Source organism: Pedobacter sp. L105 (assembly GCF_009765875.1).
Classification (GTDB): Bacteria; Bacteroidota; Bacteroidia; order Sphingobacteriales; family Sphingobacteriaceae; genus Pedobacter.
The window spans coordinates 24,988-48,216 of sequence record NZ_LMUP01000009.1; the positions used below are offsets into that span (position 1 = coordinate 24,988).

Genomic DNA, 23,229 nt, shown 5'->3' on the forward strand with positions numbered 1-23,229 from the left:
ACAATTCTGCCAGATTGCGCATTTAGGGCGAAATACTTTCAGGCCGCTCTGCAGTCATTATAAATGTCAAATTCCCGCCTTTCATGATATCCCTATGATGGATGAAATTTGCAGCGTAGGGTTTACCATTTAACATGATCGATTTAACGTATTTGCAGGATGCAGACAAATTCTTCGCTTCAATTGTAAATGTTTTATGTCCTGGAACTTTAAGCTGTATTTTTTTTAGCTGCGGGGCCCCAAAGACATAATCGCCTCCAACAGGGTTAACGGGGTAGAAGCCCATTGCTGAAAAGAAGTACCATGCCGACATCTGGCCACAATCGTCATTTCCAGATAGGCCATCTGGTTTATTCTGGTAAAACTTATCGCAAATTTCCCTTACCAGTTCCTGTGTTCTTTCCGGTTTGCCCAGTAGGGTAAATAAATAAGCTATATGATGGCTGGGCTCATTGCCGTGGGCATATTGTCCGATCAAACCTGTAACATCGCCCGTAAAACCGGTGCCCTCCTGTACCTCTTTCAATAGGAACAAAGAATCCAGCTTTGCTGCAAAAGCTTTATTGCCGCCTAGTAAAGCAGATAGGCCCTTAATGTCATGCTGCACCGACCAGCTGTATTGCCAGGCGTTGCCTTCCGTATAATCGCCACCGGCAGTAGAGGCGTGAGAAAGTGCTAAACTGCTAAAAGGACTTCTCCATTTCCCATTTGAATCTTTGCCCCGCATCAGTTTGGTTTCCGGATCCAATAAATTTTTGTAAAACAGAGATCGTTTGTGGAAATAGTTGTAGTCGGCGGTTTTGTGTAAAGCTTTGGCCATTTGCGATGCTGCATAATCATCGTAAGCATATTCCAAAGTTCTGGAAACAGACTCCTCTTTGATCAGATCAAAGGGCAGGTAGCCAAACTTGTTATAGATCTCCCAGTCTGACTTAGGATGATGCTGTGTGGAAGATGTTTTAATGGCCTGAAAAGCTTTCTCTGCATCAAATCCACGGATACCTTTTAAATACGCATCAGCAATGACCGGTATGGAATGGTTCCCGATCATACAAAAATTTTCTTTGCCCCATAACAACCAAATGGGGAGGTAACCTTGCTGATCGTAATGCTCCAGCATCGTATTGATAAATCCACCAACGCGTTCAGGCGTAAGAATCGTATACAGGGGATGCGCTGCCCGGTAGGTGTCCCAAAGGGATAAAGTGGAATAATAGTATCCGGATTTGCTCTTGAAAACTTTATTTTTGGCGCCCCTGTAGCTGCCATCTACATCTGCAATATTATTGGGTTGCACCAGCAAATGATAAAAGCTGGTATACAGGTTAACTTTTTGTGCAGTGCTTCCTGTTGCGGTTACTCTCGATAAATAGGTGTTCCACTGGCTGGTTGCTTTACGCTGGGTTTCATTGAAATTCCAGCCCGGTGTTTCTGCGGCTAAGTTGGCACGCGCCCCGGCGATGCTCACTGTAGAAAGGCCTATTTTAACCTTTAACTGTTCTCCTGGTTTCAGATCAAATTCAAGCGCATACCGGGGGGCTTTCTCTCCTTTAAATGTTGGCAACACCGTTTTAGCGGTAATGGCACTGCTAAATTGAATCACATAGTAATAATTTCGTTCTACCCAATGATTTACCTTGCTGTAACCCTCCATCTCGGTAGGGCTTGTAAAGGTGACTTCATTTTCAATTACCCGGTTGCGCAGTTGCTCTTCGGATGATACTAGCCCGGACTGAAGGTCGACAAGTAATTTTGCCTTTCCTTTTGCAGGGTTGTAAGTATACTGATGAAATGCGGTATGCGGTGTAGCAGTAAGCTCCACTTTTACCCCGAAGTCCTGAAGGGCAACGGTGTAATATCCCGGGTAGGCCTTTTCGGTTTCCTTTAAAAAACCGCTATGAAAATTATCCCTGTTTATTGATCCTGTAAAGGGTTGCAGTAACAGATCGCCAAGATCTGGGATACCCGTTCCGTTCAGGTGTGTTTGAGAAAATCCCCAGATCTGCTGGTCTTCATAGCGATAACCGGAGCAGTAATCCCAGCCCATATTTCCTGTTTCCGGACTTGCCTGAATCATCCCGAAAGGCACTGTTGCTCCCGGAAAAGTATGCCCGGTGTTTGCCGCTCCAATAAATGGATCAACAAAACGTGCGTTACCGCTTACCTGGCCCAAACAAATGGAAATACTTAACAGCGAGATCATGCAGCTGAGGTATAACCCATTTCTGGTGCTTCTGTTCATCATGGAGGTAAAAGTTGTAAGTTTCATCCTTACTTTTTAGCCCTTAACAAAATCTGATAACTGAACGAAGTGGGTTTTGCATACACCAAATAGGGTTCCAGTGGTTTGGGCCCGCAACCCCATGAGCCTACGCCAAGGGTTTTATGGCTAATGTTTAAAACTGTTCCCTTGCTTTTAGGCAGGTCAATTTTATACTCTACATTTTCCATCTCCTCGTCGCTGTAGGGGAGGGCTGCTACCTGAAATAAATCTGTACCTTGTTTAACAGTTAACCCTATGCCGCCATCCGTTTGTATGTTGGCCCAATGCACATCTTCATGATTGCCGTTTTCCATAGGTTTTTCATAAGGTGTCATCTGTTGTTTTACCGTACTTGAATAATGACCGATGTCAAACCCGCTTTTGCGGTCTGCATAATTTTCCATGGGCCCGCGTCCCAGATAATCAAATTCGGTTAATTGTTCGTCCAGAAAAAGGCGCACCCCAATTTTGGCCAGGATCAATTTAGGGTCGCTAAAATCAACCACGTTTTCTGAAAGAATTAAGCCATTGGCATCAATCGTGTAAGTCACCTTATGATGAACTACAAAATTTTGTTTTCCAGTTCCGGTAAGGCTTAATTGAATTTTAACCTTGTTCTTGCTTAGCTGAGTGGCATTTATCTCGTCTACCGACCAACTGATATTTTTTAAACCGTTCTTTTCCCATTCCGGATAAATCCACATATCATCTTTACGATGGGGTGCACGCCATAAATGTAACATCGGGCCTCCGCCAGGCTGAAGGATGTTTTTGCCGGCTTTCTCCATCTTTGAAAACGTACCTTTCACCTTATCGAACTCCAGGGAAAAGTCGGCCCCCTTAATCTTAATAGTTGACTTCGAGTTGTTCATCGTTAATACACCGCTAACCTTTACCGGGGTTTCAGGAATATTGATAGGCAATTCAAATTGTTGTGACGCAACGTCATATCCTTTTTTTGCCCAAATTTTATCTTCAGATAAATGAAAAGAAACCCTTAAAAAATAGGCTGCACCAGGTTTCGGCTGTACCTGATAAGGGATCTTAAGTTCTTTTTCTGCACCAGGAGCGATAGATCCCGGGCTAAAAGTTCCCGACGACAAAGCTTTTCCATCTTCCGTGAGCTCCCATTTTCCTTCCAGGGTATTGACGTCTGTAAACTGGTAACGGTTTTTAAGGGTTAAAGTTCCAGTCTTCAGGTCTTTTGCGGCGATGGTAATCCACTGGTAGGCATGTTTCAACTCAGGATAGTGCGGTTTAAGTGTCCTGTCAGAAAATACAACCCCTTTATGGATAAAATACTGATCATTAGGATACTCACCAAAACCACCACCGAATGCCGTAATGGGATGTTTTGGATCTCTGTTGTTGTAAATTCCCTGATCCTGCCATTCCCAGATGGCTCCGCCCAACAGGGATGGATATTTATCGAATAGATCGTTGTAAATATCTACCGAACCCATCGAATTGAACATAGCATGTGCATATTCACACAGGTAAAATGGTTTGGTCAGCTTATCATCCTTTGCATGTTTTTCCAGGCTGGCCACATCTGTATACATCTGGCTGTCGATATCTGCAGGGTTGTCTTTCCCAATTCCAAAACCTTCATAATGCGTGGGCCTGGTTGGGTCTATAGTCTTGATGGTCTGTAGTGCAGCCCTAAAATTAGAACCTCCGCTACCACATTCATTTCCCAGAGACCAGATAATTACTGAGGGATGGTTTTTAAAATTCTCTACATTGGCAACGTTTCTGTCGATAATAGCCGCCTTGATGCGTGGATCTTCATTAAATTCATCCCATGAACCATGACTCTCCAAATTGGCTTCTGCCACCAGATAAATACCATACTGGTCGCATAACTCATACCATCTTGGATCGTCTGAGTAGTGACAGGTACGTACATGGTTACAATTGGCCTGCTTAATCAGCGTAATATCCTTGATCATCTGGTCTTCGGTAATCGCGTGACCAACATCAGGCCAGTTTTCATGTCGGTTTACACCCTTTAACTTGATGGCCACACCGTTCACTAAAAACTGTCTGCCCTTTATTTCTATCTGTCGGAATCCGGTTTTTGAGGATAGAATTTCTACATCTTTATTCCCGTCTTTAAGTTCTAAAACGGTGGTGTACAGTTTCGGTGTTTCGGCTGTCCATTTAGATGGCGCTGTAACGTTAAAACTCAAATTTACATTCACTTCTTCACCCGGTTTAAGGGCCGGTACCGCAGTTTGGTTGCCCTTAACGAATACATCGCCGTTATAGAGTGATGCCTGGATAACCCTTGCCCGGATTGCCTTTGTACCATAATTCTTAATTTTAGTGGATACTTTGACCTCTGCATCTTTAAATTGCTTGTCCAGGTTGGTTTTAATAAAAAAGTCGCGGATGTGTTGCTCCGGGGCACTCCAAAGTGTTACATTCCTGAAAATGCCGCTCAAGCGCCACATATCCTGATCTTCCAGGTAACTACCGGTGGTAAAACGGTACACTTCAACAGCGAGTGTATTTTTGCCTGGTTGCAGGTACTTTGTTAGATCGAACTCGGCTGCGTTACGGCTGTTTACACTGTAGCCAACCTTGTGTCCGTTAACCCAGATAAAAAATCCGGCATCCACACCATCAAAAGTGATAAAAACCTTACGGTCCTTCCAGCTAGCGGGTACCGTAAAATCACGGCGGTAACTGCCCACGGGGTTCCGCTCTTTAAAGGCAGTGAATTTTTCTGGAGGGGTACTCATCACCCGGGGGAAATCCTTTTTGAATATATAGGTGTAATTGCTGTAGTAAGGTGTTCCATATCCTTCTACCTGAAAATTTGAAGGCACTTTGATTTCCTTCCAGCCAGAAACATCATATTCGGGTTTGTAAAAGTTAACCGGACGTTTTTGCGGCCAGTCTACCCAGTTAAATTTCCACATTCCATTTAAACTCACCGCAAAGGTAGAGGCACGTCTGTTTGCCAAAAGTGCCTGCTTTAAATCGACATAGGGCATTAAGGTAGCATGTGCAGCTTCTTTATGGATACCGATGTTTTCCGGGTCCTCAATTTCTTTTGGTACCGATGCTGTATCTTGTTTAGACAGGAAACTACTTTCTTTTTGTTGTGCCTGTGTGATATTGGTATAACTGATGAAAAGCAGGATAAAGAGCTTGATGAACCGGGTAAATTTTAGCATAATCAGGTTTAGGAATAATTGGTTAGCAGGTTTAAATTGTAAATAGGTGCAAACACAAATAACTTTAATAAAACGTTTTGTTGGGTTGCCACTGCATACATTTTTTTTGACAATACGTACATTTGTGTAGATGGATTGTATATTAACCGGATATAAGTTCATTTTTACACCATGGTAAGCCCGTTTTATTTTTTATGATGGTTTGGTTTAAATGGATAGCTATTTTTAGCGCTGTATTTCTTTTAAGTACTGTGTGCAGCCAGGCGGTTTTTAGTCAGTCTTTTCCCTATAAATTTAAATATCTTACTGTTGACGAAGGGCTTTCCCATACAGACGCTAATGATATTGCACAAGATTCCAGGGGGTACATCTGGACAGGAACAAACTTCGGCCTCAACCGCTTTGATGGTTATGTAAACACAAAATATTACAACAATAAACAACCTTTAAAAAATGCTTATCAAAACAGGATTCGTTTTGTATATCCCGATTTTGAGGGTAAGATCTGGTTGGGCACCGAAGATGGCCTGGCGTATTTCGATCCTGCATTGGAGCAGTATGTTGAAATCACGGAGGCTATAAAAAATACCTCTCCATATTTTAAAAAGATTGTGAAGCCCGGAAACAACCTGCTTTATGGACTGCAAAGGGGCTTACTGAAAGTTTATCGGGTAGATAAAACTGTTCTTAATCCCATAAAAATAAACATCCCTGCTGATGTCCATTTTTCGGATATGGTCACTGATGCAAAGGGCCGGGTTTATTTGTCCAGCAACAGGGGAATATGGGTAATGGATACGAAAATGAAGATCAGCCGGTTATTGATCAATGGCAAATCGAATCAAAATTTAAACACCATATTTCTTGACAACAGCCATCATATCCTTACCGCATCGGCTGATACCTTATATTTAACCAGCGGAAACCAGGATCAGCTATCGATAGAGAAGAGATTTGTACATCACGATATCAGGGATATACAAAATATGGCGCAAAAGGGAAAGTCAGACTATTGGATCAACACCGGTAGGCGCCTGATCAGGTTGGACCAGAATTTGAATTTTATCCAAACTCTTGAAAGTACAAGCAGCCTGTTCAGCATCAACTCAACTTCAATAAACACCATTCTCATAGATCGTTCTGAATGTTTGTGGCTGAGCACTTTTGGGGGCGGGCTAAATTACTGCGACCTGAATGAGAAACGCTTTTATACGCTTAAACCCGATCCTGAGCACATTAATTCGGTGTCGGGAAATTATGTCCGTTCGGTATTTGCAGAAGGTGAAGAGCTGTGGATCGGCACCATGACCAAAGGACTAATCCATTACAACTTGAAAACGAAGCAATGGACTTTTTTCAATTCCGATCATTCGCCCTTAAAGCTCAAAAACGATGCGGTTACTGCGATTGTTGCAGATAAAAGTAAAAATTTATGGATAGGTACGGGTGGCGGTTTAGAAATTCTAAAACCCAATCGTAGTGTTTTATGGAACCCGCCCGGTGCACAGCACTTTCCAAAATATGGTATAGAAACCCTCGCTGTAGATTGTTACGGCAACATTTGGTTCGGCAATCACGTCGACAAATTTGGTGTGATATATAAGGACAGTAAAGGTGTTTATCAGGTTAAATATTATGGAGAAGGCTACTTTATCCAGGCAGATCAGAATAGGCCACAGCTCTTTGTTTCCAGTACCAAAGGATTAAAGCAAATTTTGGTTGATGCTGAGGGCAGCATCCTTAAAACAACTACGTACAGGGCAACGGGAAAAAAGAATGCCCTGAGTTCTGATTATACCTATCCAATTGCCAGGCAGCAAAATGATACCTATTGGGTAGGCACCATTGGGGGCGGTTTAAACAAACTTACTTTTGGAAAGGATAACCGTTTGCAGCACATCAAGGCTTTCGGTAGTAACTTCGGGGTATTCAATGATGTGGAGAGCCTGGAAATTGATGATGATGGGAACATCTGGATGGGCGGTAATGGATTAGAATCCCTCAATTCAAAAACGGGAAAACTGACCAGGTTTGATAAAAACGATGGACTACAAGGCAACAGTTTCAAAGTAGGTTCTTCATACAAAGCGAAAGATGGCTGTTTGTTTTTTGGCGGGATCAATGGCCTCAACTATTTTTATCCGCGTGAAATACGGTCAAATTCTGTCGATGCGAAACCTATCCTAACAGGAATTTTAATCAATAACCAGAAGCCGGATTTTGGCGTTGCCCGATCTGCTAAAGACAATACCATCAGCAAGGCGATAGGATATAGCGGGGATATAGCTATCAATTACCTGCAAAACAACTTTGTGATCTCTTTTTCATCGATGCACTTCGCGAATCCGTTAAAATGTCATTATCGCTATCAACTGATTGGTTTTGATAACAATTGGAGATATACCGATGGAAATAATCCAAGGGCCGCCTACAGTAACCTGAACTATGACCGCTATACCTTTGTGGTACAGGCTACCAATAACGATGGGGTGTGGAGCATGGAAAGTGCTAGAACCACCATCTCAATTTCACCACCCTGGTGGAAGTCAGACCTGGCAAAACTGTTGTATGCCGTATTTTTCATAGCGGCAATATCCGCAACTTTCCTGCTTCAGGCCAGGTGGTACCGCATGAAAAGTGAGATTGCGCTGCGTCAGGTCAATGAAAAAAGAATGCAGGATATGCACCGGCAGCGGGAAGAACTTTCTGAGCAGCAGCTTGTTTTTTTTACCAATATCTCTCATGATTTTCGCACACCGCTGACTATACTCATGGGCTCGATAGAAAATCTGATTGGCCAAAACCAAAACCCAACGGTTGATCATAGCTATCAGTTTATACTGAGAAATGCAAGGCGGTTGCTAAACCTGGTAACTGAACTGATGAACTTCAGGAAAATTGCGGATAAAACCATCAAACTTCAGGTGCAGCCGGTATGGATTGATCAATTTTGCCTCGATGTTGTACAGGAATTTGAAATACTTGCTGACCGCAAGCAGATTACCTTTAAGATCAATCAGCCGGCAGAACAGCATACTGCAGTCCAACCGCTATACATAGATGTTGAAGTCATCGAAAAAATACTCTTTAATTTGCTAAGCAATGCGTTTAAATATACTAAGGCCGGTGGTGAGGTGATATTGGACGTTGTAGATGATATTTCAAATTTTACACCCCGTTTTAAAAAAGGGATTGAATTTTTACATCCCTTAAGGGCCAAAAGTTATATTTATTTTATCCTGTCGGATTCGGGTATAGGCATCTCCCCTGAGTGGATTTCGAAAGTTTTTGACCGCTATTACCGGGTTAATCATCAGCACTTGGGTTCTGGAGTAGGCCTTGCCATTGTTAAAAGCCTTGCTGAATTGCACAAAGGTGATATTTATTTGTACAGTGAGCCTGAAAAGGGTACTCAGATAGTTATCGGCATACCAAGTGAGGCAGATTTTTATGAAGCCTCAGAAAGGATCATGCCCAATCAATCTTTAGAAAAACAGCTTGAAAAAATTGATTCCTTTAGCATTGAGCTGGTGTCTGAAGAAGAAACCATCAGTGGCGAAGAGGATGTAAAAAGCAAAAAGACCATTTTGCTGGTGGATGATAATGATGATTTGAGGCATTATTTAAAACAGATTTTTAAAACGCAATATCTTATACTAGAGGCCAATAATGGTAAAACAGCACTTAACGTGGCCAGCCAGTACCTCCCTGATTTAATTATCAGCGATGTGATGATGCCGGATATGGATGGAATTGAATTTTGTGAAAACGTCAAAGAAACTTTTGAAACCAGTCACATCCCTTTTATCATCCTCTCGGGTAAGGATGAATTGGAAACAAAAATTAAAGGGATGGCATCGGGAGCAGACTTTTATTTCTCCAAGCCCTTTAGCAATGAACTGCTGTTGTTAACCGTTCAGAACATCTTTGAAAAGGCAGAAAAAGTTAAAGAACGGTACATCAAGAATTATCTTGCGCAGGCCACAGATCTGGTTCATTCCGAAAAAGATAAGAAATTTATCGCTGAGCTTTTAAGTTTAGTAGAACAGAATATTAAAGACCCAAACCTTGATGTAGATTTTTTATGTAACCAGCTGTTCATCAGCCGGACCAAGCTTTACCAAAAGATAAAGAGTATTTCCAATCAGTCGGTAGGAGAGTTCATCCGCACCATCAGGCTAAAAAAGGCCGTTCAGATAATGACCCACGAAGATGTTCCCCTTTATGAGGTTGCCGAAAGAACCGGTTTCCTGAGCAGTTCTAATTTTTCGAGGGCATTTAAAAAGGAATTTGGAAAATCACCTTTACAGTATATTACTGCTTTTAAAAAGCAGTAATATACTGTAAAGTAGGGATCATTTTCTTTTGGAACGTTTGCCATTCCACTTCTTTGTTGTAAAAAAAGATTATCCATAAAATATCGAATAAATGTAATACCCCAAAAATTGGGGTGTATTGAACTATTTTTACCTATATTTGACTGTTTTTATTGTTAATGTTATTTAAAATACAATGCAATGGTGAGAATAGTGAATTATAAATTACAACATTTTCGGAATATCGGATCCGCGGAACTGGTATTCGGCAATTACAATGTGATTATCGGAACAAACAACTCTGGAAAGTCTAATTTTATTCAGTCGTTCGGTTTCTTGAACTACATTTTGTACAGCGCTTCAGAAGAAGTGACTGCCTCATTTCGCAGTGGATTCAGAGGCACGTCGTACAGCAATGCATTGCCTAACAATTGGATAATTACCGAAGATGCAGAAGCTATCCCGGCGATATCTGCCGAATTGGAATTTGAGAACACAGAAACCAACCGTAAATTTATTTATTATATCCGTATTCGTTACCGGATCAGTGAACGGTCGAGACACCCAATATTTTATATAGACAGCGAAAGCTTTCGCTATAAGGAAAATGGTAAGACCGGCGGCCCGGTAAGGATTTTTTCCCGTCATGAAAACGATGTACATTATGGCAGCGATTTCCCGAAATTTAAGTTTGAAAACGGTGTGCCCGATGCTTTTAGCCTCGTACGTGTTCTACAGCTTAGCAGCGGATCGAATGTGGCTTATATGGATGCGCAAAAGTGTTTGAGCAATGTATTAAAGACACCTGTATTTTATTTTTCTCACACTGAGCTCACCAAAAATGATAGTATGAGCCGATTAGGGCTTTATAAAGGGAGAGTGATTGCTTTTGATCTTGAAAGTGAAGTTCTGAACCTGGAAAACGGTGAGAGCTGGGATATTTTCAAGAGTGCGCTTTACAACGTGCTCGGCATTGATGATGTAAATGTGGCCAGATTCTATACGGGCGACAAGCAAAAGACAAACGAAGAAGAAATCAAATTTCTCCGTTTTCGCCATGCGGGCAATCTGAAAACTTTGAAGGAACTTTCCGACGGAAGCATTCTTCTGATCGCGCTTATTGTCAAGGTACTGAACAGCGATCACGATATTTTCCTTATAGAGGAACCTGAGAATTCGACGCATCCCAAAGCGCTGATGGACCTGGTAGCTTTCCTGAAAAGTTTCAGCGAAAATAAGCAGTTCATCATCACTTCCCACTCCATCGTATTACTCAATAAAAGTAAACTGGAGGAAATCATTACCAGCCGAACTACGGCTAAGGGGATGAGTGAGTTTGAAAATGCCAGCTCCCGTAAGGATTTAAAAACACGCCTGCGTTCGGGGAGCAGCAGCTTTGCTGATGAATTATTTTTTGAGCAAACTGAGGAGGAGTTCGACTAATGGCCAAGACGGAAAAGAACCCGAGCTCTATCCTGTTTCTTTATGAGGGTGAAACAGAAGATGATTTTTATAAAAAGATTTTTAAGAAGTATATTCCCGAACGTGCGATCCGTTGTAACTTCGGGAACCTGAAGGGTGTATATAATGTAACGGAAAAGGTAAGGAATAAGATCAAGGCATACCTGGAAAATAGATCTTTTCAGGACTGCGAAGATATAAATGTGTTTGTGGCCATCGACCGGGAAGGTGATCGAAGCACGCCTGATTTGCTGCGGTTAGCCGAGTTGGAGAAGGAATTTATATATGAAGGGTCACGTATCAAAAAAATCCACGGACTGATTGCTACGCAGGATCTTGAATCCTGGTTTTTTCACGACCTCGGGGGCATATACAAACATTTGCAAGTACCTGTCAAGCAACGGAAGATGAATGCTTATCCCAATAAAGATAAAGTTAACAATAGGGTTCTTTCAGGGCTGTTTCACCGGTATAAGAAACATTACCAGAAAGGTCGCCGTGTTGCAGGTTTTGTAGATGGGCTTGATCTTGGCCTGATCTATGAAAATGTGCCCGAACTTAAACAGGCTATTACGGCCATCCACGCATTGGTACCTGCCCAGAAATCAGTTGCTAAAAAATAGACTATATACCGTATAAGCTTGTTTGATTTATGTAGTTGTATATTGGTTAGAATAAGCGGTTAAAAGGTTATCACTTTCCAATAATGCATATTTAATTAATAAAAAAACATCCTTGTTTGCTAGAGAAGAATTTGAACCATTCGATGTAACAATTGAAACCTTATGGTTATTCGAAGTGTAGACGTTTATATTTTTTCGAGAAATCTAAATTTAGTAGCCCTATTAGTCGGTTCTCAAACTATTTTATGGAAGATTTGCGTAGACTATCATTTTATCAACGGGATTCAATCAATCGGTTTAAGGTTGAGACTTATTAAAGAAGGCCTGAAGTAACAGCAGCCGATGATGAAGGTTTGAATAAGGCCATTTTGCTCCCTAACAACATGCCTATGAGGCAGGAACCTCTACCAGCTTAGGGCCTTTGATGCCTCTGGACTCATAATTAGCTTTATTCATTTCGAAATTGTGTTCGGATATGAAATTCAGGTACTCTTCAATTGGACCCAATCCCATTGTTTTTCGACGCTGATTTACATTTTTACTATCAACAAGCGGTTTAGGGATTGCCTGACAAATATCTGGGTTGTAAGTTACCTGTGTTCCATAAACCTGTTGCTGACCGGTATTGATTTTAACCCTATCTGTTAGATAAGCATAGTCCTTAGGATTAGCATTTTTCCTGGCAACTTCCTTTTCCATCGCCACAAGTACCTTTTGCTGAAACTCTGGTTGTTTATCGCAATGTTGCACCAGTAACCAAAATTGGTAGGCACCTTTTTCGCCTGCTACATCGTATCCGGGATAACCGATACTATCGAATATCTTACTGATCAGCATTTGATGAGTTGTAAATACGCTGTCTCTAAAATGCTGGAATTGATCCTTGCTCATTGTTTTGTATATCCCTTCTGCTGGCTTGGCTGCAATTTGATCTACCACTACCCAATTGTTCAAACTGTCACACAAAGGCTGGTTAATTTTCTTTTGGGCCGATACTGTGGAAATAAGACAAACTAGGATTAACGAAAAAAACAGTGAGGACTTCATAAATAGGGATTTTGAATGGTCTGATTACAAGTGTTAAGGTAATAAAGGTTGCATTAAAATTAACAATTTTTATCTGTTTACCTCATAACGATTTAGTTACCTATTGTATTTTTGCTTTTAAAATTGCTTTCAGAATTAAAACCAACCACTATCGCTATCGTATACTAAAAAGGTTTGGAACCGGAAATCAAGCAAATGCTTGAAAAACTGAGTGAGAAAACGGTTGTGGATGAGATAAAATGAGAATTTATATAAGCAACCCAATCAGAATTCTTTAGTGAATGCTGGCAGATATATCGGCAAATTATTCGTCCTTAAAACCGGTGTTTTTCATTTGTTGCCAAATGGCAACAGCTTTCATTTTTAAATTGCGAATTTTTGCATTGTCGGTTTAAACAATAAGGAATAAAAACAGTATTGGTTACAGGTGCTTCTGCCGGAATAGGTAAAGCAACCGCAATTGAGTTAGCACAAAACGGGTATAACGTTTATGCTGCTGCACTATTTGGCATCCTACTTAGGGATTACAAAATCTTCTTTGAGCAGGATCAGAAGAAAAATACGATAATCAGGAGGTTATAATGTTTTCTACACTCTTTGCTGCCGGTAAGCCGGCAGGGTTCGGAATTAAATTACCAAATAGAAATATATAGTGGTTCAGCATGGTATGAGCTCAAACTCCGTTCTTTCCTATAGCTATAAAGTATATTTGGAAGATTACAAGAACCAGAAAGAGTAGCACCTGCGTTATTTCCTGTTTGTTCTAAACAGATTCTATATTCACCTTTTTCTTTAGCCAGCCAGTCAATATCAAACACCATAAAATCCTGGAGTGTTGCTCCATCCTTTATAAACGGCAATATTGAATTACAGTCTCTTAAAATAATCGTGAACGCTTTATCGCTGATACTATCTATTTTTGTGGTCAAATAACCTCCATTCTCACTGATGTAAACTCTTTTTGCTACTATCTTATTTATAGCGTTTGTCGGCATAACATAATTGCGCATAAGATGTACAGTATCTATTGTGAAATTATAGATGTTTTTTAATTTTTGATCATATGATGAGTCATTAGTCTTTTTATACAAGGAAAGCCTACTCAATAACTCGAAATATAAATTTGGCATATAGACATCGTGGCCAGATTTATTGATAACGGATATGCCAACTGCCATACATTCATAGTGTCCCTCATTAAATTTCTGAATTAAATGCAGTTCAAAATTTATCCCTTTAACAAGCGAATCTGTATCGGTTGAAACCGCAAACGTTTTTAAGGTGGTTAGCACTAAAATTGTACATAACATAAAAAATCTGTTTATCTTCATCAAATGGTCTTGTAATAATTTTATTTTAGAGGAACATGTAATTAATAAATAAGGGCTCTACATATAAAGTTATGAAAGAAATTGAAACGTTAGATGTCAAAATCATTAATGTAAAGAAATATATGATTTTGGTTTTATTTTATGTTATAGGTGGGATATACGGTTCAATATTTTTGGCATTACATTTACGCATCGAGGTCATTATGTTTATTGGATTCTTCGTTTTTGGAGTTCTTCCCTTTATTTTCTTGAAAAAATTCAGAAAGCCATTTGTTAAAAAAAGTGTAATCACCCTGTCTAAAACCTCGATTTTAATACAAATTTTTGATAATGCGACAGGTGATGTCAAAGAAGAAAATGAATATCTGTATCAGGATATCAAATCATATTTCACAACTGAAGCGTTTAGAGATCACTCTTCTTTCTTAAAAATCTATTTTAAAGACGGCAGTAATCGGCAATATTCTTTTGTAGAACAAAAAATTAATGATGAAAGTGATATCATATATCGCGTTAAGGATCATGTAAAAATTTATAATGAAGATAATCCCGTTAATGGTAGGATAGAACTCCAACCTACTTTTTTTTCTACGAAAGTGGGACGCCACATGCTTGGCATAATTGGATTGCTTTGGTTGGCTACAACTATAATCTTGATTATCTATAGCCGAAAGCACTGATGCCTACAGCTGTTGGAGGCATCATATTCTTTTAATCGGTCGGTTTAAGTTCAGTACTTATTAAAGAAGGCCTGAAATAAATTTTTGATTCTTTTTCTTTATCCACGTGAAGTAACTTTTCCATACTAAATTCTAGAGCATGGACATCTATTTGTGGCCTGGATGAACTGCTTTTACTAGATAGGGCAATAACTCCCAGAGGGATAATTAACTGGGCCTTTGTTCTCCCAGCCATAAGTTCAGAATAATCATAAGTTTTTATGACACTTATATCCTTGAACATTTTATAAAATAAAGAATCATCAACGTTTATCTTAATCGTGTGATTATTTTTATTGCTGTAATCTATATCAATTTTTACAGCAAAACTGTACATCGCAATAGAATCAGGGCATTTTTCCACTTTGAAATTGTCTGAAAATAGCCGTAGCTATTTTATCGCCTAAAGCATAATATGTTTTACTTTGCGCTTTTGAGGAGAAAGTGAAGAAGATCAGTAGGAATGTGAAAAATATCTTAGTTTTCAAGATTATTATGGGTTTCAAACAAATTGATCTAAAATTTCAATTTACTTATAAATAAAAAATGGAAGTTAGTGATCTACCTGTAAGTGATAAGATGTCTGGAATAAATTGTAAAAATCTCAAACGAGGAATATTTATTTTGTTATCTTAATATTCTTTTAATCAGTCGGTTTAAGTTCAGCTCGTATTAAAAAAGGCCTGAAGTAAATTTTTGAGCTCATTTCTTTATCAACATGTAATAATTTATATATATTATATTCAACAGCATGGATGTCAACGCTTGGTCTAAATGAACTGCTTTTACTCGATAATACAATCAGTCCTAGAGGTAAAATTAACTCGGCTTTTTTTCTCTTTACCATTAATGTTGAGTAGTCTATTGTCTTTAATGTGTCTATATTTTTGAAAATTTTATAAAATAGAGAATCATCAACATTGACTTTTATCTTGGGTTTTTTTTTGATAGTATAATCTACATTGATTTTGACAGTAAAACTGTACATAGCAATTGAATCGGGGCATTTGTCATTTTGCATTTGTAAAAAAAGTGCCCAAGCCACTTTATTGCCAATGTCATAATAATTCTTACTTTGCGCTTTCGGCGAGAAAGTAATGAAATTTAATAAGAAAATAAATATTATACTATTTTTCATAATCTTTTTTAATGGCATACAGGCTGACCCAGAGCTCCATTTCCCTGAAAGTTATATAATGCTTCCTGACTGATAATTTGATTATATGTAAATTTAGTGCCATCTGTCATGGTAAAAAGTTCAGCGTCCCGGTTTGCTTTCGCATTTTTCATAATATCAGAATCAGGTATGCCTGACCAAGCTAATGCGTATGCGTCTAATGCCGGCATTTTAAATTTGGCTTGAAAAAATACAGCCATTGGATCGACATATTTTGCCGCAATTACATCGTGAGAGCTAGTGAGTATCGGATCATTTTTATATGTAATGTAAGAATGAACAAATTCATGAATTAATGTTGCAGCTACTGATTGAACTGATGTACTATCAAGGTAGCTTGCATTTAACCAGATGGTTCCAGCAATGCCATTTCCCTGGGCATCTATTGCTTTCGCTTCGCTTGCTCCACTTTTCGGGCTTCCATCGTCATAATGTAAAGTATTGTCCTCCACTATATGTATTATGGTTCCGTTTTTATCTCCAAATTTATTTAAAATCTCAGACATTTCTCCCATAATATTAATATTGTTTGACAGTATAAGATCCACTGTTGATTTCATACAAGGATTGATCATCTGGTTTACAATTTCGCGCGCCCCGGTATATTCGATACACGGAGCTGGATTTGGAAATCCCTGTCCAGGTCCCGGATCAACAGGAGCGCTATTTACAGAAAGAGCACCATTTGTAGAAATATGACAAGGTAATGCAGGTGGAGTAGGTCCTGAAGATCCCGATCCGCCTGTTCCATCACCGCCACCACCACTACCTCCGCTGCCACCTCCTCCTCCGCCACCGGCATCATCTCCTCCGCCACATTCGGTAAAAAGATATTCACTACTGGTTTCCACACCATTAGTGTAACTTACTAAATAATAATCGTAACAATCTACTGGTGCAGACATTATACTTAAGGTACCATTACTAACAGATTTATTAGTTTGACTTTGTGGGTTGACTAAAGTTCCATTTTTGTATCTGTAACCGCTCACATACTTACCTTTTGGCGTAAAGTATAGTACTAATCCGCTATAGTCAATATCACGCTTTCTGTAAGTGTTATTGGCTAATTTTTTTATATCGCCTTTTAAATAGGAGGAATCAGCTATTAAAGTCATGATATAAGCTTGATAACCTGATCCATCGTTAACCAGAATATAGGAACTTTTGCTATATGCAGGGTTTGTATTAGTTAGATTGTTTAAGTTGTTTTTTAACATGGAACTGAATTTATTCGATGGATCAATATTCATCTCGATGACGTTCTGACCAAATTTTTTATAGGAGGTAGGATTATTCCAGTTGGGTTTAATCACTTGATTTAGATCGTAATTTTTAATGACTCCTTTTTCTTTGATAGTTGAGAGGGTAGAACTATTAATTTTCTGACTAGTGGAATATAAACTGTCATACCAAACTTTGGCTTGACTAATATCAGAAACATTGTTACTTGGAATATTAGCATCGTTATTTTTTTTACAGGACAGATAAAAAAGCGCTAGTATTAAAAATATTGATAATCGTAAACAGTTTTTAGATGATAAATATACTTTCATGGTTAAATTCTATTAAATCCAAGGTATAGAATAATTCATCTATAAAATATTTTATTACGTTAATCGCTGTTTTGTCGTGGTGAAACTTATTATGGCTTAGGTGAACTTAATGCATTCATTGGTAGAGTTGAGCGAACCCTATTGTGAGATCATCAATACATAGATGGTTAAGCTATTTGTATGATTAACCTAGTATATGGTTATTTACCCATAATATTATTTTATATTTTCAAAATTTATTTATATCGATGTCAATATTAATTTAATATAAAATATGTTTTGTTTTTTGGTGTTAATTCGATATGATTCGTATATTTGTATTGTAGTTCTTAAGTGTTAGAGACTGATGAACTTTATTATTGATTTGGTATTTTAAATCGAAGAAACTTTGCATAGGTAGACGTGAGAATCTAAATGGCAAGCAAAGTTACGGATGATAAAATGCCCAAATTCTTTATCTTTGTGTTGGGTTACGCATCCTGCACAGGGTAGGATATGGGCGCTCTCCGTATGCTTGCTAAGAGAATTCGTTCTCGCCTACTCACGAGGTACCTATGCGTACGGGGAGCATCCATATTCGCCTGCTCCCCTTACAAGTTTCATTGCTGAAATGCCTTTAAAACTTAAAGCAATGGAAAATCGAAATAACAGCTTATTCTATTTCATCAGGCTTCTGAATGCCAGAACGCATTGCATAGAAAACCTGGCTACGCTGTTTCGCGCTACCGCATCTTTTTTCAACAGGTTTCTGAACGCCAGCAGGCATCCATTAGAAAACTTGAGCTTGTTGTTTTGCACTATCCATTCAATTTACAACCAGCTTCCCAAATTCTCCAAGCCGCCCAGCTAAATTTTCCCTTTTTTAACTTAATTCTCCATCATTAAAAAAACAAGGATTTAATCCTAAAGGCCTTCCTATGTCTAAAATGTCGTTGAGGAAATGGGAGAGGGATAACCAGCCCTTAAATCTGGTAAACTAAATATATACCACAATGCAAACTAACCCGATCCATTCATTTAGAAACATCATCAAGCCCCCAGACTGAAGATGAATGCACAAGCGGCTGGTTATTTAGGTTGGTTACTGGTAATACTTGCCGGCCGCTGTGCATTTTTATTGATCGATGATCTTATCTGCAAAGAAAGTAAAAACCCCCTTTATATCATAAAATCTTAAAAAAAATGAAAGCAAAAAATCGCTTAATGGGATTGTTATGTCTAAAACTTTCGCCCAGGGACGGGGCTTTGGTTTTGCTTATTCTACTAGCTAATTCATGTCCAAATCGTCCTGCATTGGCGCAATCAACCTGTAAAAGACATATCACCATAAAACTACCTGTCATCAACTGCTATAAGGTTCTACTAAGAAATCATCAGCGCACCATTATTGAGTAAATTCTAAAAATTAAGTTATGAAATCCATTTTAAACCTAACCTCTACACTGGTTCTGTTAAGTATAGTTACCCAGGGCAATCCTGTTAAACGGATCATGCCTCTAACAAAAAAAGTAATATTTGAAGTAATTTTGGAAGAGGGGATAACCAGCAAACCTTTTTTACTGGTTTATAAAAAAGAGATAAACCAACGTGATCTGTCAAATACCAGGAAAGTAAATATACAGCCAAAATCTAATACAGGCAACTCCTACACCTTTGAACTGGAAGACCAATCCAAACCTTTATATTTCTCCTTGTTGCTGACAAGTTATTTAATGGACGTAACCATAGCCAGGGAGTTTCACTTTGAACCCGGAGACCATATTAAAATTCAGGTAAACAAAACGGATGTGCCTAACATCTACGATCTTGACTTTTCTGGTCAGGGCTCAGCAAAGTACAGATGTCAAAATGAATTCTTGTATGCAAAACAAATAGATTCGGCCAAAGCGTTACCCGAGCCTGTCAATGGTAATCAGTACAGTAAAAATGATCATACGCTGCGATATACTAATATACTGTACGACCTGATTGAAAAATATCAGCCAGAAATGTCTGATTATTCTTATCACCTGCTGTATGCAGATGTGCTGGGAAATATGGGCAAATATGTATTGTCAGATCTGCAGGTTCAGCTACATGATCAGCTGGCAAAAAAAGATACAGCAGGCTTTCAAGCTTTAGCAAAAAGCTTTTCTGACCGATATAAATTCGATTTTATGAGCAAAATTCCGGATAGTGTTTTATCTGATTCAAAAGAGTATGCCTTGTTTATGATCGAAAAAATAAAGACAAAGGTTTTAATTGATTTTACTTACATCAATTATCCTATCGTTTATGAAAGAATTAAGAGGGTAGAAAACCCGGTTCTAAGGGATAAAATGATCATTACCCTTTTTAAATTTTATGGGGGCAGGTTTCATACTGAGTATAAATCGATACTGTTGGATGCCCTTTCAGTTGTAAAAACTAAAGAATGCCTGGAGTTACTGAAAAACATCTAATACTTCCACCGCTCGTTATCCATATAGGATTAATTTGTATTTTCGAATTAATCCTTTTTTTTGCCTTCATTGTCAAATGATTCCCTGTCGGTCGGAATCATTAGTAGAGAAAACATCACTTGACACGGGGTATCTTAACTGTCTATTGCTCTTATAGCCTTGTTTTCTGGAATTTTAATCCTGATCAACAACTTTCTTAGCATTCGCTGTTCGTTGATAGCGGCTTTCGGTTCCATATTACCTACGCTTTCCCTCGTCTCTACCTGCCCATGTTTGTTAAACAAATTGGGCAGGTAGGGCGCAGCCAGTCTGTAGGTGATGTGCAGTTGAAAGCGCTTAACTCCCGGCTGCGACTGAATTTAGTTTTTATTAAAATCTCCGTCAATGTAAATAATTTGTCGTTTTGGAAGGAAACCTCTTAAAATCCTTTGAAAAACAATATGGATATTACCAGTAATAACATCTTAAGTGACCCATTTACTTTTTCGAACTGATAAATCGTGAAATTAATGGAAATCAGTAGCTTATTACTTTTGTTTGAAATATTTTTAATAAGTTTAGGTCATTGATTTTCTAATTATTAGCCGTTAACTTCATTATATTGATGCCTCAATCCAAGTTTAAATCAAATTTTCTGATTCTTGTTCTTTGCTTTTTTTTCGCAAAAACGAACCTCCATGCACAGGATAAAATCTTTTTGGTAAAGGGGCTGGTATTGGATAATAAGCAGCAGCCAGTGCCGGGAGCATCTGTTACGATCTTAAGTAGCCCAACTGAACAGATCATCAGTAAAACAATTACGAATGAAAAAGGGGGGTATCAATTTGAAAGTGGCGGAGGATCCATAGAAATTTTAGTCAGTTATGTAGGTTATGGATTAAACAGAACTAAGCCACTTCTTATTTCCAGAAACACAGTTATTGATCCTGTCATCCTACAGGATGATAATAAATTGAAAGAGGTGGTGATTAAAGGGGAGAGCACGCCACCCTTAATCCAGGCCAGTGGAGGGAAGATTGTTTTTAATGTAGCAAACAGTGTGAGCAGCCAGGGAAGTAATGCTTTAGAAGTACTTAAAAAAGCCCCTGGAGTAACGGTAAATCCAGATAACACAATTAATATTGCAGGCAGGCAGGGGGCATTGGTGATGCTGAATGGTAAACAAACCTATCTGCAGCCCGCAGAACTGTCTGATCTGCTTAAATCAATCTCCTCTTCAAATGTAAAAACGATAGAAGTGATCAATAACCCATCCGCTCAGTATGATGCCGCAGGTTCCGGGGGGATAATTAACATCGTCCTTAAAAAAAATGAAAACGAAGGATTAAACGGCACCTTTGATACCGGTGTTTCTTATGGATACTCGCTTAAGAACAATACCGCTTTATCTTTTAATTACCGGAAAGACAAGATCAATGTTTTTGGTAATTATAGTCAGACTGTCGGGAGCCATGGCTTTCGGTATGGTATTGACAGGGATGAAGATGGCCAGAGTTACAGAGGCTGGTCGCACGATACAGATCAACGCAAAACAATAAGTTCATCTGTAGGAATGGACTATAACATTGCTCATCATCAAACTATTGGTGTACAGTTTAACGGTAACTTTTTATTTGGGCCGGGTGATATCAATACGAGGACTACCATCAGTGACCTGGCAACTGGCACTCTTGAAAATACACTGCTTTCAGAAAGCAATTATTACCACCAATCTTCAAACCGGTATAACTCTAATTTGAATTACCGCTATGAGGATACCCTGGGTAACGTTTTAACTGTAGATGCGGATTATGGCAAATTTAATGGCGGACAGGGGATTTTACAGCCGAATACGTATTTGCTTCCCGATGGTACGGTGTCATCCGCTAACAATACCCGAACCGTCAACAACAGGGATATTAACTTGTATGCACTTTTTGCCAATTACGCGCGTCATCTCTGGGCAGGCAAGTTCTCAGCTGGTCTCAAATATTCAAGCATCACTGCCGCAAACCTATTTGATTTGTATGCTATCGACAACAATGAAGAGCTACTGAATACCCAAAGTTCCAACAATTTTGATTTCAAAGAACAGATATTCAGTTCTTTTGTACAGTATGAGCATCCGCTAACGGATAAGTTGTCTTTTCAGGGAGGAATGCGATTAGAGGAAACTACTGCTACAGGTTTACTATCTACCATTCAGGCTGGTCAGCAGGAGGGGAATATCAAAAGGAATTATTGGAATGGCTTTCCATCTATTGGGTTGGTCATGAAGGTAAAAGAGGGTGAAACCCTTTCCTTAAATTATGGAAAAAGGATAGACCGGCCCGCTTACCAGGATCTTAACCCTATTGAGCAGCCCTTCGATGGCTTAACTACGATCAAAGGAAATCCTTATCTTCTGCCTCAGTTGACGAACCGTGTTTCACTTCAGTTTAGTTTTAAAAAAACAATCATAGACCTTTCTGTTTCCCGTACATCCAATTATTTTGCCTATGTTACCGATACGCTGGGCGGCAACAAGGTAGTGATGCAGACCCGTAACCTGGGCGTGCAGAAGCAGGCAGGACTGAATATCATCCAGCAAATTCGTCCTTTGAAAATCTGGAATATCAGTGCAAATGCAGTTGTCTATTATATGCACAATCAAATTGCGCTCGATGAAACCCGTATCTTTAGTTTGGGCAGACTGGCCGCAAGTTTAAATATTCAGCAAACGATACAGCTCCCATTGGGAATGAAAGGGGAGGTTGGGGCCGTTTTTAATACCAACCGCTTAGGGGGCTCCAATGATATTTCGCGCAGAAATAGCCAGGTAGACCTGGCCTTACAGAAAAGCCTGCTCAAAAATAAAGCAAAGGTGAGTTTAGCGATTACCGACATCTATCAGGGTAATAAGTGGGACTCTACGAATTATTACAGCAACTATTTTATCAGAAGTTACGGCCATGCAGAAACGAGGCAGGTAAAGTTGAATTTCAGTTATAATTTTGGCAATACTAAGGTAAAGGCGCCGAAAGAAAATGAGTCGGGGCTAAAAAGTGAAACCAATAGGTTATAAGCTCCATCTTTCATAAAAAGGCCACGATGTGGCTGCCACAATTAATGATCACGATAGGATGGCGCTA

15 protein-coding genes are annotated in these 23,229 nt (G+C 39.1%); 8 read left to right on the forward strand and 7 right to left on the reverse strand.

The features are described from left to right. Positions 1-22 precede the first annotated feature (22 nt). A complete protein-coding gene (locus GSQ84_RS18435; protein ID WP_158798761.1) occupies positions 23-2,269 on the reverse strand; it encodes a GH92 family glycosyl hydrolase in 2,247 nt (748 codons plus the stop codon). A 2-nt stretch (positions 2,270-2,271) separates the two neighbouring features. Next, on the reverse strand, positions 2,272-5,448 hold the full coding sequence (locus GSQ84_RS18440) for a glycoside hydrolase family 2 TIM barrel-domain containing protein (protein WP_158798762.1): 3,177 nt from the start codon (positions 5,446-5,448) through the stop codon (positions 2,272-2,274). Between the two features lie 194 nt (positions 5,449-5,642). Between GSQ84_RS18440 and GSQ84_RS18445 the strand changes: the two genes are divergently transcribed. From GSQ84_RS18445 to GSQ84_RS18455, 3 genes are all read left to right on the forward strand, one after another. Beyond that, positions 5,643-9,785, forward strand: coding sequence for a hybrid sensor histidine kinase/response regulator transcription factor (locus GSQ84_RS18445; RefSeq protein ID WP_158798763.1), 4,143 nt, complete (start codon positions 5,643-5,645; stop codon positions 9,783-9,785). A gap of 180 nt (positions 9,786-9,965) precedes the next feature. After that, positions 9,966-11,207, forward strand: a complete 1,242-nt coding sequence (locus tag GSQ84_RS18450; protein ID WP_158798764.1) for an AAA family ATPase — start codon at positions 9,966-9,968, stop codon at positions 11,205-11,207. Continuing rightward, complete coding sequence (locus GSQ84_RS18455; RefSeq protein ID WP_158798765.1) at positions 11,207-11,848, forward strand: DUF4276 family protein; 642 nt, start codon at positions 11,207-11,209, stop codon at positions 11,846-11,848. The genes GSQ84_RS18450 and GSQ84_RS18455 overlap by 1 nt, the downstream gene beginning before the upstream one ends. Before the next feature lie 387 nt (positions 11,849-12,235). On the opposite strand, the gene GSQ84_RS18460 is transcribed toward GSQ84_RS18455, so the two are convergent. Beyond that, a complete protein-coding gene (locus GSQ84_RS18460) occupies positions 12,236-12,895 on the reverse strand; it encodes a DUF6624 domain-containing protein (RefSeq protein ID WP_158798766.1) in 660 nt (219 codons plus the stop codon). 417 nt (positions 12,896-13,312) lie between these two features. On the opposite strand from GSQ84_RS18460, the gene GSQ84_RS28090 reads away from it, so the two are divergent. Further along, positions 13,313-13,477, forward strand: coding sequence for a hypothetical protein (locus GSQ84_RS28090; protein WP_254070906.1), 165 nt, complete (start codon positions 13,313-13,315; stop codon positions 13,475-13,477). 50 nt (positions 13,478-13,527) lie between these two features. On the opposite strand, the gene GSQ84_RS18470 is transcribed toward GSQ84_RS28090, so the two are convergent. Continuing rightward, positions 13,528-14,205 (reverse strand): hypothetical protein, encoded by a 678-nt coding sequence (locus tag GSQ84_RS18470; protein WP_158798767.1) that lies wholly within the window; start codon positions 14,203-14,205, stop codon positions 13,528-13,530. 92 nt (positions 14,206-14,297) lie between these two features. Between GSQ84_RS18470 and GSQ84_RS18475 the strand changes: the two genes are divergently transcribed. Beyond that, positions 14,298-14,906, forward strand: a complete 609-nt coding sequence (locus GSQ84_RS18475; RefSeq protein WP_158798768.1) for a hypothetical protein — start codon at positions 14,298-14,300, stop codon at positions 14,904-14,906. Positions 14,907-14,937: 31 nt separating this feature from the next. On the opposite strand, the gene GSQ84_RS18480 is transcribed toward GSQ84_RS18475, so the two are convergent. From GSQ84_RS18480 to GSQ84_RS18490, 3 genes are all read right to left on the reverse strand, one after another. Beyond that, on the reverse strand, positions 14,938-15,309 hold the full coding sequence (locus GSQ84_RS18480; protein ID WP_158798769.1) for a hypothetical protein: 372 nt from the start codon (positions 15,307-15,309) through the stop codon (positions 14,938-14,940). A 279-nt stretch (positions 15,310-15,588) separates the two neighbouring features. Continuing rightward, positions 15,589-16,083, reverse strand: a complete 495-nt coding sequence (locus tag GSQ84_RS18485) for a hypothetical protein (RefSeq protein ID WP_158798770.1) — start codon at positions 16,081-16,083, stop codon at positions 15,589-15,591. 8 nt (positions 16,084-16,091) lie between these two features. Then, positions 16,092-17,678, reverse strand: a complete 1,587-nt coding sequence (locus GSQ84_RS18490; protein ID WP_158798771.1) for a hypothetical protein — start codon at positions 17,676-17,678, stop codon at positions 16,092-16,094. A gap of 631 nt (positions 17,679-18,309) precedes the next feature. Between GSQ84_RS18490 and GSQ84_RS18495 the strand changes: the two genes are divergently transcribed. The 3 genes from GSQ84_RS18495 to GSQ84_RS18505 all read left to right on the forward strand — a co-directional run bounded on the left by GSQ84_RS18495 (position 18,310) and on the right by GSQ84_RS18505 (position 23,162). Continuing rightward, positions 18,310-18,528: a hypothetical protein gene (locus tag GSQ84_RS18495; protein WP_158798772.1), complete on the forward strand. Its 219-nt coding sequence runs from the start codon at positions 18,310-18,312 to the stop codon at positions 18,526-18,528. 562 nt (positions 18,529-19,090) lie between these two features. Continuing rightward, positions 19,091-20,119 carry a hypothetical protein gene (locus GSQ84_RS18500; RefSeq protein ID WP_158798773.1) on the forward strand — a complete coding sequence of 343 codons (1,029 nt, stop codon included), beginning with the start codon at positions 19,091-19,093 and terminating at the stop codon, positions 20,117-20,119. A 604-nt stretch (positions 20,120-20,723) separates the two neighbouring features. Then, on the forward strand, positions 20,724-23,162 hold the full coding sequence (locus tag GSQ84_RS18505; protein ID WP_254070942.1) for a TonB-dependent receptor domain-containing protein: 2,439 nt from the start codon (positions 20,724-20,726) through the stop codon (positions 23,160-23,162). Positions 23,163-23,229: the final 67 nt, after the last annotated feature.